This window comes from Streptomyces sp. NPDC040610, from assembly GCF_055594065.1.
The window spans coordinates 316,054-330,254 of sequence record NZ_JBVIXA010000007.1; the positions used below are offsets into that span (position 1 = coordinate 316,054).

At 74.1% G+C, this 14,201-nt stretch carries 10 protein-coding genes; 3 read left to right on the forward strand and 7 right to left on the reverse strand.

Going from position 1 to position 14,201, the window contains the following annotated elements:
* Positions 1 to 22: 22 nt before the first annotated feature.
* Positions 23 to 3,841 carry an nSTAND1 domain-containing NTPase gene (locus tag ACZ6AA_RS25060; RefSeq protein WP_471460077.1) on the reverse strand — a complete coding sequence of 1,273 codons (3,819 nt, stop codon included), beginning with the start codon at positions 3,839 to 3,841 and terminating at the stop codon, positions 23 to 25.
* Positions 3,842 to 3,998: 157 nt separating this feature from the next.
* Here ACZ6AA_RS25060 and ACZ6AA_RS25065 point away from each other — a divergent pair, with 157 nt between their 5' ends.
* Both ACZ6AA_RS25065 and ACZ6AA_RS25070 read left to right on the forward strand, forming a co-directional pair.
* Complete coding sequence (locus tag ACZ6AA_RS25065; protein WP_471460079.1) at positions 3,999 to 5,549, forward strand: glycosyltransferase family 39 protein; 1,551 nt, start codon at positions 3,999 to 4,001, stop codon at positions 5,547 to 5,549.
* Between the two features lie 85 nt (positions 5,550 to 5,634).
* Positions 5,635 to 6,336 (forward strand): bleomycin resistance protein, encoded by a 702-nt coding sequence (locus tag ACZ6AA_RS25070; protein WP_468454671.1) that lies wholly within the window; start codon positions 5,635 to 5,637, stop codon positions 6,334 to 6,336.
* A 21-nt stretch (positions 6,337 to 6,357) separates the two neighbouring features.
* On the opposite strand, the gene ACZ6AA_RS25075 is transcribed toward ACZ6AA_RS25070, so the two are convergent.
* The 4 genes from ACZ6AA_RS25075 to ACZ6AA_RS25090 form a co-directional block, all read right to left on the reverse strand.
* The gene (locus ACZ6AA_RS25075; protein ID WP_468454669.1) at positions 6,358 to 7,284 is read right to left on the reverse strand and encodes a methyltransferase; all 927 of its coding nucleotides are present in this window, start codon (positions 7,282 to 7,284) and stop codon (positions 6,358 to 6,360) included.
* A 306-nt stretch (positions 7,285 to 7,590) separates the two neighbouring features.
* Positions 7,591 to 8,334 carry a class I SAM-dependent methyltransferase gene (locus ACZ6AA_RS25080; RefSeq protein WP_468454667.1) on the reverse strand — a complete coding sequence of 248 codons (744 nt, stop codon included), beginning with the start codon at positions 8,332 to 8,334 and terminating at the stop codon, positions 7,591 to 7,593.
* A 193-nt stretch (positions 8,335 to 8,527) separates the two neighbouring features.
* Positions 8,528 to 8,896, reverse strand: coding sequence for a 4a-hydroxytetrahydrobiopterin dehydratase (locus ACZ6AA_RS25085; RefSeq protein ID WP_468454665.1), 369 nt, complete (start codon positions 8,894 to 8,896; stop codon positions 8,528 to 8,530).
* Between the two features lie 168 nt (positions 8,897 to 9,064).
* A complete protein-coding gene (locus tag ACZ6AA_RS25090; RefSeq protein ID WP_468454663.1) occupies positions 9,065 to 10,177 on the reverse strand; it encodes an ADP-ribosylglycohydrolase family protein in 1,113 nt (370 codons plus the stop codon).
* Between the two features lie 67 nt (positions 10,178 to 10,244).
* On the opposite strand from ACZ6AA_RS25090, the gene ACZ6AA_RS25095 reads away from it, so the two are divergent.
* Positions 10,245 to 11,132 carry a helix-turn-helix domain-containing protein gene (locus ACZ6AA_RS25095; protein WP_471460082.1) on the forward strand — a complete coding sequence of 296 codons (888 nt, stop codon included), beginning with the start codon at positions 10,245 to 10,247 and terminating at the stop codon, positions 11,130 to 11,132.
* Between the two features lie 59 nt (positions 11,133 to 11,191).
* Here the strand turns inward: ACZ6AA_RS25095 and dnaK are convergent, their stop codons facing one another.
* Together dnaK and ACZ6AA_RS25105 are read right to left on the reverse strand one after the other, a co-directional pair.
* Positions 11,192 to 13,225 carry a molecular chaperone DnaK gene (gene dnaK / locus ACZ6AA_RS25100; RefSeq protein ID WP_471460083.1) on the reverse strand — a complete coding sequence of 678 codons (2,034 nt, stop codon included), beginning with the start codon at positions 13,223 to 13,225 and terminating at the stop codon, positions 11,192 to 11,194.
* 201 nt (positions 13,226 to 13,426) lie between these two features.
* Positions 13,427 to 13,852, reverse strand: coding sequence for an OsmC family protein (locus ACZ6AA_RS25105; RefSeq protein WP_144321797.1), 426 nt, complete (start codon positions 13,850 to 13,852; stop codon positions 13,427 to 13,429).
* Between the last annotated feature and the right edge of the window lie 349 nt (positions 13,853 to 14,201).

A 14,201-nucleotide genomic window follows, 5' to 3' on the forward strand; every position in this document is an offset into this window, starting at 1 on the left:
CGTTCCCTCCCCCCACCATCCCTCAACACGTCCGCCGATACTCCAGAGTGGGCAAATACGTCCGCCATTCGTTACGGGTGAGACCACCTCCGGCACGCGCACAGGCCCGGTCGGCGACCCGCTCCGGGGAGAGGGGGAGGGTGCGGACGGGGGTGCGTGGGGTGGTGACGCGCAGTTCGTCGCGGGTGAAGCCGAGGGCGAGGACGGGGCCGTCGGTGCCGGGGTATTCGGCGCTGGCGAGGCGCGGGGTGCCGGTCTCCCAGAGGCGTACGGTGCCGTCCTCGCGGCCCAGGGCCAGGTGGTGGCTGTCGGGCGAGAAGGCGAGGAGCAGCGGATCGCCCGCGGCGATGTCGTAGGAGCCGGGTGTGAGGAGGCCGAGCAGGCGGGTGCCGTGTGCGTTCCACAGGGTGACCTTGCCGCCGCCTTCGGACACGGCGAGGAAGCGGCCGTCCGGGCTGAAGACCGCCGTCTCCACCTGGCTCGCGCCGCGCAGGACGCTTGTCGACCGGCCGGTTCGGAGGTCGATCAGGTTGCCGCTCAGTGTCAGGATGGTGCGGCCGTCGGACGACAGCACGCTGCCGAAGGCAGTGGTGCGCCGACGCAGCAGCCGGGTCTCGGTGCCGCCGTCCACTCTCCAGACATCGACCTGCCGGTTCTCGTCGTCGTTCATCTCGGCGGGCGTTCCCGATGTGGTGAGGGGACGGCCCTGGTCGGGTACGGCGAGGCTCTCGACGGTCGACGGGACCGTCGTACGCGGCTCCTGGCGGCCCGTGGCGACGTTCCACCGGCGGACGGTCGTCGCCCCCTGGCCCTTCTCGTCGCTCGCGTACGCGAGGCGTCCACCGCTCGGGGAGAACGCGAGGAGGGGGCGGTCGCAGGACTGGCACGTCCGACTCAGGAGCGAGGTGGTGACGCCGCCACGACGGGCGTCGCGCAGTTGGATCGCCGTGCCCTTCCCTCGCGCCTGGGCGGCTGCCAGCGTGCGCCCGTCCGGGCTGAACTCGGCTGATTCAAGAGGCTGTTCGAGCCATCTGTTCTTGAGGACGTCACGCACGTCGATGGCGATCATGCGCGCTCCGTCCTGGAGCCGGACGGCGCCATCCGACTCGTCCAGACGTACACCGCCGACACCGCGGCTCTCAAGGGTGTGCCGCATCAGCGGCGTGCCGGGCGTCGCCGTCCGCCACAGGGCGACCTGCCTGCCGCTGACCGTGGCCGCCCAGGTACCGTCCGCGCTGAAGTCCACGGATCGTTCCTCGGCGTAGGGCAGGTCGATGCGTGGGCGCTCCCGTGCGGACCGCACCTCCCAGGTACGGAAGCCGCCCTCGGCGGTGAAGGCGACAGCACGGCTGTCCGGTGTGAAGGTCCACTCCTCGGCGCCGCAGGCCTGCCTCTGCACCTTTGACGGCCAGGTCATACGCAGAGGCCGTGCGCCGCCGAACTGCCGAACGGTCAGGCGACGCCCGTCGTTCGAGCAGGTGGCGAGCAGCCGCCCATCGGGGCTGAGCAGCGGGAAGGGGCTGTTGCTCGTGATGTCCCCGGTGAACCGCGCGACCCTGCGCTGCCGCCGTACGTCCCACACCTCGACGGCGGTCCCGTCACGGCGCCTCGTCTGGATGACGAACGACCGGTTGTCCGCGCCGAAGTCCGCCTCCGTGTCGGCTGCGTAGCCCGGCCCGAGCGGCTTCCCCAGGACGCGGCCCTTCCGCACGTCCCACATGGTGTAGCCGCGCTTCCCCGGCTTGGCGATGAGGCGCCCGTCGCCACTGACCAAGTAGAACTCCTGGGAGCCACCGGGCATGTCGTACGTCGCGACGCGCCTCCCGTCGCGCAGGTCCCACCGCGTCACCCGGCCACGGTCGGTCACGATCGCCTCACGGCCGTCCGCACTCATGCCGCCCCGCGCGTCCAGCGTGTTCAAGGCGGCGCTGCCCAAGAACGAGCCCTTCTCCCGCTGCGCCCCCGCCGTCCGCACCGCCTCCCGCGTCTCCGGCAGATCCGCGATCCGCCACGCCGCGACGCCCAGACGCATCGCGGTGCGCGGGTCCGAGGCACGCAGGGTCTGGGCGATGCCCGCGATGCGGCGGGCCTCGGCCTCGGCGGCCCGGCGGTCGCTCGCACGGTTCTGCTGCCAGGCGACCGTGCCCGCGACCGCCGCGAGGCACAGCAGGACGGCGAGCGCCGACAGGAGCGTACGGGTGCGGCGCACGGAGCGGGCCCGCACGCGGGCGCCGTGGTCGTGCGCAGCGACCGCCGTGTCGAGGAACTCGCGCTCCAGAGCGGTGAGTTCCTCGGCTCCGGAGGCGTCGGTGAAGGCCTCACGGGCGGCCGCCAGGCGCGTGCCCCGGTAGAGCGCCCCGGGGTCGCGGTCCAGATCGCGCCAGATCAGGGCCGCCTCGGTGAGCGAGCGGTGCAGCCGCAGCCGTTCGCGGTCCGTCTCGATCCAGCCGCGCAGGCGGGGCCACGCGCTGATCAGCGCCTCGTGGGCCAGGTCGACGCGGGAGCCGTCGACGGTCAGCAGCCGGGCGGCGACGAGGCGTTCGAGTACGGCGCCGCAGTCGGCGGGCAGCTCCGCGCGGTCGACGGTGCGCCGGGTGTCCTGCGTGCCGTCACCCGGCGCGACCATCCGCAACAGCAGCGCCCGCACCGTCGCGGCCTCGGCGGCGCCGAAGCTCCCGAAGACGTCCTCGGCGGTGTGCGCGATGGCGCCGCGCACACCGCCGATCGCCTCGTACGCCGCCAGGGTCAGCGTCTTGCCGCTCCGCCGCCGCCAGACTTCGCGCAGCGCGTGCGCCATGAGCGGCAGGCCGCCCGGCTCGTCGCCGACGTCGGCGACCATGCGCGCGGTCAACGCACGCTCCACGACGAGGCGTTCGGCGGCGGCGGGCCGGACGATGGCCTCGCGGAGGCGGTGCGGCGGCATGGGGCCGACGAGGAGGGCCGCGTCGCGCAGGACGTCGGCGAGGGGGCCGTGCTCGGCGCACCGGCCGTAGAAGTCGGCGCGCACGGCGAGGACGACGCGCAGTCGGCTGCCGGGGTCGCGGGCGGCGAGCAGTCGTTGGAGGAACCTGTCGCGTTCGGCCCGGTCGCGGCAGAGCGAGAAGACCTCCTCGAACTGGTCGACGACGAGGAGGGTGTCGCCCGCGCCGCCATCGGGTTCGAAGAGGGCGCGGTGGGTGTGGGCCGGGCGCTCGCCGGGCGTGAGGATACGGATCGCGGCGAGCCGCACCGCGCCTGAGGCGTCGGCCGTCCGCCCGGCACGCGCACCCCGGGGCAGCACTCCCTCAGCTGCCGCCCCCTCGGAAGTCTCGGCGCGTGGCCGAGCCGCATCAGCCGGGGCGTCCGCCTCCCCAGCCCCCGACTCCCGTAGAACCGGCACCAACCCCGCCCGCAGCAGCGACGACTTGCCGCTGCCCGACGCCCCGACGATCGCGGTGACGCGGCGGCGGGCCGTGAGGGCGAGGAGTTCGGCGACCAGGTCGTCGCGGCCGTGGTAGCGGGAGCGGTCGGCGGGGCCGAAGCGGGCGAGGCCGGGGTAGGGAGACTCTCCCCCGTCGGGGGCCGGTTCGGCGGCGGCCAGCGTCTCGTACCAACGCCGCTCCCACTCCTCCGCCTCCTCGACGCCCCCGCCGCAGGCCTCGACGTAGGCGAGCAGCACCGGCAGTGACGGGAGGCGTTCGCCCGCGGCGGCGGCCGACAGCGTGGGCGCGGAGTACGGGACACGGTGCGCGAGCGTGCGGTACGTCGGTCCGCCCGCCTCCGCGCGGAGCTCGCGCAGCTCGTACGCGAGCCGTTGCACCGGCCCCGCGGACGGCTCCAGCGGTTTCTCGCGACGCCCCATCCAGAACCGCCCCCCGTGGCCGCCCCCTGATCAAAGTCCTCTCCCACGCTAGCAATTGATAGGCGCGGCGAAGCGGGGCTGCCTATCAATGGGCGCGCCGCTGAACTCGGCTTTCGGTCATCGGACGAGACCCCGTCGGTCATCGCACGAGGCCCCCTTGTCCGACGTTCACGCCCAGGAGCACGCCATCGCCGCCGTTCAGACAGCCCGCCCGGCCACCCCGGCCCGCCACCTCGAGCCCGCTCCGCGCAGACCCGCGCGCACCCGCCGGGCGGCAGCCGCGGCGGCCCTTCCCGGGGTGCTGCTGTCGCTCGCGCTCGGCGTGTGGGGCATCCGGCGCGGTGGCGCCATGTGGCGCGACGAAGCGGTGACGTACGACATGGCGAACCGCGGAGTCGGCGACCTGTGGCAGACGTTGGGCACGGCCGACGCCGTGCATGGGCTCTACTACCTCCTGATGAAAGGCCTGTTCACGCTCTGCTCGCTCTTCGGGGACATCGACCCGCTGCTCGTGCTGAGGCTGCCGTCCGTCCTGGCGACAGCCGCCACGACGGCGGGCGTGGCCCTCATCGGGCGGCGGCTCCAGGGGCCGCGCGCCGGACTGCTCGCCGGAGCCGCCTTCGCGGCGCAGCCGCCGGTGCAGCGCTTCGCGCAGGAGGGGCGTTCGTACGCGATGGTGTGCGCGCTCGTCGTCTGGGCGACGTATGCGCTGGTGCGCGCGGCCGAGGCGCCACGGCCCCGGTTCTGGGCGGGGTACGCGCCGCTCATGCTGGCGGCCTGCCTGCTGCACGAGTTCGCGGTGTTCGCGCTGCCGGCGCACGCGGTGGCGGTGGGGCGGGGCGCGCGTCGTCAGTGGGCCGCTGCCGCCGCCGCGGTGGTCGTCGCGGTCACACCGCTTGCCCTGTTCAGCCGACGCCAATCGGCTCAGGTGGACTGGCTCGAGGTCAACACCGACGCATACACCGGCGCGGTCCGCCTGTGCGTGATCGGGCTCGCCTGCGCCACGTTCCTCGTGTGGAGCGCACCGGCCAGGGCCCGGGAGTCCACCCGGGACCCCTGGGAGTCCACCCGCCTCCCTCGTCTCGCCTTCGCGCTCCTCGCCGCACCCACCCTGCTTCTGATGCTGCTCGCCGTGGTCAAACCCCTCTACGTCGACCGCTACGTCCTGTACTGCCTCGCGGGGTTCGCCCTGCTTGTCGGCGCGGCCCTCGACCGCGCGGCCCGTGCCCGCGGGTGGCGCGCGGCCGTCGCCGGTGCCGTCGCCGCGGTCGCGGTGGTCGTGCAGGTCCCGGCCATGGCGGAGCTGCGCACACCGGCAGGGCGCAGCGACGATGTCAGCGCCGTCGCACGGGCGATGCACGCCCTCGGGTCGGACGGCGACGCCGTGCTGTATCTGCCGCACTGGCGCCGCGTGTCCACGCTCCCCCACCCCTGGGCGGCTGACGGCCTGCGCGACGTGGCCCTGGACCGGAGCCCGTCCGCCTCCCACACCCTGTACGGCAGCGAGGTCCCCGCTGCCACGCTCCGCGCCCGCGTGCGCGCACAGGACCGCGTCCTCGCGGTCGGCGATCCCACCGGCGCCCCCGCGGACCCGGCCGCCCTGGCCGCCGCGAAGCGGGACGTTCTCGGCGACGGCTTCGAGGCGTGCCGCTCCTGGCGGTCCTCGCACGCCCGCGTGACTCTGTACGCCCGGCCTGGCCACTGCTGAGACCGGCGACCGCCCGCAAGGGAGTCCCTGCTGTCGAGGCGTAACCCCTCACTCCATCTATTCAAGTTTGATTAGACTGACCGGCATGGCCGAGAAAACCATCCCCCTGCTGCCCTGCGTGACCGTCCAGCCGATCGTCGACTTCTACACCGCCCTGGGGTTCGAGACGACCTACCTCCAGAAGAGCCCGTACGCGTACGCCGTCGTCGAACGCGGCACCGTGGAGCTGCAGTTCTTCGGCATGAAGCAGTACGACCCCGCCGCGTCGATATCGGGGTGCTACATCCTCACGGACGACGTGGACTCGCTGCACACCGCCTTCCGCGCGGGGCTCAAGGCCGCGTACGGGAGGATCCCGAGCCGGGGGCTGCCGCGCATCGGGCCGCTGAAGGACATGTCGTACGGGGTGCGGCAGTTCCTGATGACCGACCCGGCGGGGAACAGCATCCGCGTCGGCCAGCCGATCAGCGACGACCAGACGCACCGGCCCGCCCCGAAGGAGACCTTCGCGCGGGCCCTGCACCTCGCGGACGTCTTCGTCGACTCCAAGGAGGACCTCGCGGGCGCCGCGAAGGTCATCGACCGGGCCCTCGCCCTGACCGACGAACAGCCCACGCCCGCGCAGCACCTGCGGCTCCTGGTGCTGCGCGGGGACATCGCCCAGCGGCTCGGGGAGGACGCGCTCGCGGCGCGGCTGCTCGAACGGGCTGCCGGGGTCCAGCTCACGGAGGAGGAACGGGTGGCGGTGCGGGACGCGTTGGTGCGGTTGGAGGAGTTGCGGGGGTGAGGGGGCGGGCGGGTGAGCGGCTCACGCCTCCCGCACCGCCACATGCACCGTGTGCGCCGTCAGCAGGAACAGGTCGGCGCGCCGGTGCAGGCTCTCGGGGTCCTGCGGGTCGAGGAGGCGGTCGAGGGTGGCGCGGTCCTCGGGGGCGAGGATCGGATTCTCGGTGTCGGCGGCGAGGTCGCGGTAGCGGCCGAAGGTGGTGACGATGTGGTCGCGGGCCCCGTCGTCCAGCGGCGCGGGCAGGTCGACGAGGAAGCTGCGCGTCGCCACGTGGCGCAGGCCCGCCGCCGTGAGCAGCGCGGCCCAGTCCTCCGTCGCCTCCTTCGCGCCCGGCAGGTCGGCCCGCATCCGCGCGAACCACTCCTCGTTGGCCGCGTCCAGGCGGGCCTGGAGCCCGGGGCGGCCGATGCCGAAGTCGCGCGGGAGGCTGCGCGGCGCGAGGCCCCCTTCCAGGATCGCGAGCGTGCCGCCCGGCGCGAGCCGGTCCGCGAGCGCCGTCAGGGCGGCCACCTGGTCGCCCACGTGGTGCACGGAGCGCGCCGCCCAGATGAGGTCGGCGGGCGGCAACTCGCCGAGGCCGTCGGGGAGTTCCGCGCGGTGCGTGCGCACCCGGTCCGCGAGGCCGAGGCGTGCCGCCCGCTCCACCGTGCGCTCCAAGAGCGCCTCCTCGGGGTCCGCAGCGATCACCTGGGCCTGCGGGAACACCTCGGCGAACAGGCAGGTGACGACGCCCGGGCCGCTGCCCGCGTCGACGATCAGGGACGGGTCGCCGTCGGCGGGGCTCCCGTCGGCGCGACCGTCGACTGCGGGGCGGCCGTCGGCACCGGGGCGACCATCGACTCCGGAGCGCCCGCCCTCGCGTACCTCGCGCAGGTCACGCAGCCAGGCCGCCACCTCGCGGTAGACGGGGGCCGTGACCTCCGCGTTCTGCTCAAGGACGGGGGCCATGACGGCCCAGTCGATGTCGGCGTGCCCGTGGCTGTGCCCGTGCCCATGGCCATGGCCTTCGCCCTGGCCGCCCCCGTGGCCATACCCATGGCCAGACCCGCGCTCAGCCCCGCGCCCCTGCCCCGCGTCCGCCCCGTGCGCCGCACCCTCATGCTCCGCCACAGCCACCGCCGCCTCTCCTACGCCCTCAGCGCTTCCGCACCCGTTTGTGGTTACGTCGCCAGCCTGCCCCTTCTCCAGCGAGTTCGGCCATCTGCGTTGCCGTTTCGGCAAAGCGGTGCCCGGGCGGGGTCGGGGCCCGACTCCTCAGTCCAGCGGCTTGCGGAACGCGTGCAGGGCGAACTCCGGGTCGGGGCGCCGGACTTCCTGGTCCGGGAGTTCCGCGAGGCGGCGCTCGAAGCGGGTCGCCAGTGGGCTGTCCGGCGGGACGCTGGTGAACCAGCCCCGGCGCAGGTCCTCGGCCGTGCTGCGGGGGCTGCGGCCCTGGCCGTGGCCCCGGAAGCGGGCCCGGCCCGCGCGGATGAGACCGTACGCGGCCGCGTACTGCTCGACGCGGGCCGCCCCGTCGACCGCCGAGCGCACGGGGCGGCCCGCGAGCGCCGCGTCGATGTCGCTGCCCACGTCGTGCGAGGCGGCCTTGTCGACGGTGGTGACGAGGACCCCGCCGGGCCGGAGCACCCGTGCGCACTCCCCGACGACGGCGGCCGCCTCGTCCGGGTCGGACAGCAGATGCAGCAGCCACACCGCCGTCGCCGCGTCGAAGGTGGCGTCGGGGAACGGCAGGCGCCTGCTGTCCCCGAGCACGATCCCACCGGGTACGCGGTCGGCGGCCATCCGCGCCATGGCGTACGCCGCGTCCACACCCACCACCCGCAGCCCCGGCCGCGTCGCGAGGCACCGCGTGACCAGGCCCGTGCCGCAGGCCACGTCGAGCAGCGCGTCCGTCCCCGGCGGCAGCAGCGAGAGCACCGCGTCGGCGGCGGCCACGGCCCGTGGCTCACCCCCGCGCGACGCGTCGTACCGCACCGCCTCCTTGCCGTAGTCGAGCATCAGGCACCCGCTCCGGACCCCGCGCGGCCCCGGCCGGGCCCCGGTCCCGGCGGACGGCTTCCTGCGGGTCGCGCACCGGGCGGGCGCCGCATGGCCGTGACCGGCCCGGGCGACCGGCGCACGGCCGCCCCGGGACGTACCCCAGGAGGCAGCGCACGTCCCGCCACGGCGGCCCGCCCCGTTCCGTCCCGCATCATTCCGCTCCGTGGCCCGTCGCCAGTGCCTCGACCCTGCGGGCCAGTTCGAAATCGAGGTCGGTGAGGGTGCCGCCCGCGCTGTGGGTGTTCACGGCGAGGGTGACGGTGTTGTAGCCGAGGGTCAGCTCGGCGTGGTGGTCCAGTTCCTCCTGGACCTGGGAGATGTGCACGACGAACGCGGTCGCCGCGAAGTGCGAGGGGAGGCCGTAGGCGCGGGTGAGCTTCACCTCGGCGGCAGTGGATCCGGCGGAGGCACCCGATCCGGCGGAGGCGGCGGACTCGGTGCCGCCCGACGTGAGGGACCAGCCGGGAAGCTCGGCGAGCCGGTCCTCGATCTCCTTCTGCGACAGCGGTTCGAGAGGCATGGCCGCGCTCCTTCCTGCGTTTGTGCGGGTGTGCACCCTGTCCTGCCAGCCTGCCACAGCACCCTGCCGGGCGGAGCGCCGGCGGCACACCTCCGCGGGCCACCGCCGCACACATCCGGCCGCGCGGCCGACGCCCCCGCCGCGCGACCGCCCCCGCCCGGCGGGCCCTCAGCGCCGCGCGCACTCCCCCGCCAAGTCGTCCGCCACCGCCGCGATCACCGCGCGGCCCTCGGTCAACCGCACCCACTCCTCGGGCAGTTCGTGGTCGCCGCGCAGCGCCCCGAGAAGGTTGCCGCAGACGGAGCCGGTGGAGTCGCTGTCGCCCGAGTGGTTCACGGCGAGGAGCAGCGCGTCCTCGACGCCGGGGCAGGCGAGGGCGGCGTACACGCCGATGGCCAGGGCCTCCTCGGCGACCCAGCCCTCGCCCAGGGACGCGACGCGCTCCGCGCTCGGCCCGCCCGCGGCGGCCAGGTCGACGGCGGCGGTCAGGGCCGTGGACGTCTCCTCGTGTCCGGTGTAGCGGGTGAGCAGCCGCAGGGTGCGCAGGACGGCGCCCTCCAGGGAGTCGCCCTCGACGAGGTGCGCGACGATCGCGGCGAGCGCGCCCGCCGCGTAGTAGCCGGTCGGGTGGCCGTGGGTGATCTGGGCGCAGCGCGCGGCGAGTTCGAAGGCGCGGTCGGCGGGTGCGCGCGTGAGCCCGAAGGGTGCCGAGCGCATCACGGTGCCGCACCCCTTGGAATCGGGGTTGACGCGGCCGTGCGGGCCGAGCTCCAGGGCGGGGTCGGGCGCGTAGCCCTGCGCCGCTCCGCTCAGGCAGGCGTTGCCGGGGGCCCGCCGGGCGTACAGCCAGGCCTGGGAGCTGAGGTCGGCGGGGTGCGGGGGTCCCTGCGGGGCGTCCGACGGGTCGGCGCCCAGGTTCGGCCGGGGCTCGGGGCGCGGCTTGTGCTGGGTGTCCAGCCAGCGCAGATACGCCTGCTGCACCAGCCTCGGCGCCGCGCCCCCGATGCCCTTGCGGCGCTCGCGGGCGTGCGCGGTCCGCAGGGCCTCGGCGGTGAACAGCGTCATCTGGGTGTCGTCGCTGATCCGGCTGACGCCGGTCGCGTCGGCCACCGGTGCCCGCAGTCCGCGCGGGCCGTGGTCGGCGCGGATGGCGTCGAGGGAGCTGAACTCGACCGCGTACCCGAGCGCGTCTCCGACCGCGCCGCCGAGCAGACAGCCGCGCACCCGGGCCCGGTACGCGGCGGTGGCCTCCCACGACAGCGGGTCCCATGGATTCGTCATGCGCTCCTCCGCTCCTCCTCGATTGCCGTCTTGCTCGATTACCGTCTTGCTCGATTACCGTTTTGCCATGCCAACTGTCGCGCCTCGCCGCCGGAACAGTGAAGTCGGCCCCCAGAACGCCCGGGCCACCCGTGCCAAGGGCCCACGCGCCGCCGCGCCGTCCGGTGCGGCCGAGCCGTCCGAGGTGGGCGCGCTGCTGCGCGCCTGGCGGGAGGAGCGGCGCGTCAGCCAGCTGGATCTCGCCCTGCGCGCGGACTCCTCCGCACGCCACATCAGCTTCGTGGAGACGGGCCGCGCCAAGCCCAGCGAGGACTTCGTCCTGAAGCTCGCCGAGCACCTGGACGTGCCCGTGCGCGAACGCAACGCGCTGCTGCTCGCCGCCGGGTACGCGCCCCGCTTCAAGCAGACGCCGCTGGACGATCCGTCGATGGCCACGCTGCGCGCCGGTCTCGAACAGCTGCTGCAGGGCTACGAGCCGTATCCGGCCCTGGTCGTCGACGCCACGTACCAGGTGGTCGCCGCGAACAGCGGCATCGCGATGCTCCTCGACGGCATCCCCGAGGATCTGCTCGAACAGCCTCCGAACGCGATCCGGCTCGTCCTGCACCCGCGCGGCCTCGCCCCGAAGATCCGCAATCTGCGGGAGTGGCGCGAGCACCTGCTGCACCAGATGGGGCGGCAGATCGCCCTGCACCGGTCGGCGGAGCTGAAGGCGCTGTACGACGAGGTGGCGGCGTACCCCGTGGCCGATCCCGGCGAGGACGCGGCCGCCGACGGGAACGTGGCGCACTTCGCGCTGCCGCTCAGGATCGAGCACGAGGGCCGGACGCTGTCCTTCGTGTCGTCGATCTCCACGTTCAACACGCCGATGGACGTGACCGTCGCCGAGCTGGCCATCGAGACCCTGCTGCCGGCCGACCCGGCGACGGTCAAGTACCTCCAGTCCAAGGCGTAGCCGGGGCGCCTCGCGCCCTCGGGGAACGGGGGCCCGGGCCTGACGGGTCCTGATCGCCGTCAGGCGCGGGGCGGCTGCCCGTCCTCGCCGCTGCCCTGCCCGGGGCCACCACCGTGCCCCGGGCCACCGCCCTGCCCCGCCCCGTCGTCCGTCCGCTTCCCGCCCTCCGGCTCGTCCTCCACAATCTCCGCCTCGACGACGCCCTCGTCGGCGCCGCCCCGGGCCCCGGCCCCGCCGTCTCCCTGCCCGGCGGCGTCCCCCGGCGGCGGGGCGTCCTGCGCGCCGCCGCCACTCTCCTGAGCCCCCTGACCGGCCTGGTCGCCCTGGTTCGCCTGCGCGGCCGCGTACATGGCCTGCCCCATCCGCTGGCTGACGGCGGCGAGCTTCTCCGCCGCGGCCCGGATGGCGAGGGTGTCGTCGCCGGTGAGCAGGGGCCTCAACTCGTCCGCCGCGGCCTCCACTTCGGCCTTGGTGTCGGCGGGGATGCGCCCGTCCTCGCCGCCGTTGTCCCGCAGGAACCGCTCGGTCTGGTAGAGGAGCTGCTCGGCCTGGTTGCGGGTCTCGGCGGCCTCGCGGCGCTTGCGGTCCTCCTCGGCGTGCGCCTCCGCCTCGCGGACCATGCGGTCGATGGCGTCCTTGGGCAGCGCCGAGCCGCCGGTGACGGTCATGCGCTGCTCACGCCCGGTGGCCTCGTCCTTGGCGGAGACATGCATGATGCCGTTGGCGTCGATGTCGAAGGTGACCTCGATCTTCGGCACGCCGCGGGGTGCGGGCGGCAGGCCCGTGAGGTCGAAGACGCCGAGCTTCTTGTTGTACGCGGCGATCTCGCGCTCGCCCTGGAAGACCTGGATGCCGACCGAGGGCTGGTTGTCCTCGGCGGTGGAGAAGGTCTCCGAACGGCGGGTGGGGATGGTGGTGTTGCGCTCGATGAGCTTGGTCATGATGCCGCCCTTGGTCTCGATGCCGAGGGACAGCGGTGTCACGTCGAGCAGCAGGACGTCCTTCACGTCGCCGCGGATCACGCCCGCCTGGAGGGTCGCTCCGAGGGCCACGACCTCGTCGGGGTTGACGCCCTTGTGCGGGTCCCTGCCGGTGAGTTCCCGCACCAGGTCGCCGACGGCGGGCATCCGCGTGGAGCCGCCGACGAGGATGACGTGGTCGACGGCGGCGAGCTCCACGCCGGCGTCCTTGACGGCCTGGTCGAAGGGGCGCTTGCAGCGGTCGAGGAGGTCGGCGGTCAGCTCCTGGAACTGGGCCCGGGTGAGCTTCTCGGCGAGGTGCAGGGGGCCGTCCGCGGACGCGGTGACGTAGGGCAGGTTGATGTCGGTCTCGCTGGACGAGGACAGCTCGATCTTCGCCTTCTCGGCCCCTTCGCGCAGCCGCTGGAGCGCCATCTTGTCCTTGCCGAGGTCGATGCCGTGCGCGTTCTTGAACTGCCGTACGAGGTGCTCGACGACCCGCTGGTCCCAGTCGTCGCCGCCGAGCTGGGTGTCGCCGTTGGTGGCCTTGACCTCGATGACGCCGTCGCCCATCTCCAGGAGCGACACGTCGAAGGTGCCACCGCCGAGGTCGAAGACGAGGACGGTCTGGTCGTCGCCCTTGTCGAGGCCGTAGGCGAGGGCGGCGGCCGTCGGCTCGTTGATGATGCGCAGGACCTTCAGGCCCGCGATCTCCCCGGCCTCCTTGGTGGCCTGGCGCTGGGCGTCGTCGAAGTACGCGGGCACGGTGATCACCGCGTCGGTGACGTCCTCGCCAAGGTAGGACTCGGCGTCCCGCTTGAGTTTCTGCAGCACGCGGGCGGACAGCTCCTGAGCGGTGTAGCGGGTGCCGTCGATGCCGGAGCCGCCCTCCGGGAAGCGCCAGCTCCCGTCGCCCATGTGGCGTTTGACGGAGCGGGCGGTGCGCTCCACGTTGGTGACCGCCTGGCGCTTGGCGACCTCGCCGACGAGAACGTCGCCGCTCTTGGCGAAGGCGACGACCGACGGGGTGGTGCGGGCTCCCTCCGCGTTCGCGATGACGGTTGGCTCGCCGCCCTCCAGGACGGCCACCACCGAGTTCGTCGTCCCGAGATCGATCCCGACCGCACGTGCCATGTCCAACAACCCCTTCCGACGCGGCGCTACTTCACCCTCCAGCACAAAACTTGAGCGGGCCATTGTCAATGCCGCGTACGGGGGCGGGGTGTGCGGGCCGGGCACCGGGGCCGGACGCCCGGGCGGGGCGTCCGGCGACGGACAGGGCGAAGCCGCCGACCGATGGCTCCGGTCGGCGGCTTCGTCGCGGTCGTGCGGGGCTCAGGCCAGCTTGGCCGAGAGGGTGATCGTCGTGCCCGTGAGCGCCTGGCTGACCGGGCAGTTGGCCTTGGCGTCCTCGGCCGCCGAGACGAAGGCGGCCTCGTCGAGCCCGGGCACCTCGCCCTCGACGGTGAGGTGGATGCCGGTGATGCCGGTGCCCGGCTGGAAGGTCACGTCGGCGGACGTGACGAGCTTGGTGGGCGGGGTGCCCGCGCCGGTGAGGCCGTGGGAGAGAGCCATGGAGAAGCAGCTCGAGTGCGCGGCGGCGATGAGCTCCTCGGGGCTGGTCTTGCCGTTCGCCTCCTCGGCGCGGGACGGCCAGGAGACGGCCTGCTGCCCGATGCCCGAGGAGTCGAAGGTGACGGTGCCGGAGCCCTCGGTCAGGCTGCCTTCCCAGACCGTGTGTGCGGAGCGCGTGGTAGCCACGATGCCAAATCCCTTCGGTGAAGTTCCTTGGGGTCCATCCGATCACACTCCGGGGCCGGTCCGCGCGTCGGGCGGCCGTGCGCCGCCGAAGGAGGGACCGCCCGGCCCGGGGCCGCCCCGCACGTCCCAGGTGCGCCATGCAACGTAATGGCCTCAACCGTGCGTCTGAAGAGGTGAGTTGAGGCGCACGACCGAGCGCCTCGGCCAGGACGCGACGATCGCGAGGGACACGTTGCACCATCACACCGAGGGAACGACAGAGGCACGAGGGGCGGGCGGGGCGCCCCGGCGGCGAAGAGCGTACGCGGCGACCGTCGCCGCTGCGGCGGCCGTGGCGCTGGCCGCGGGC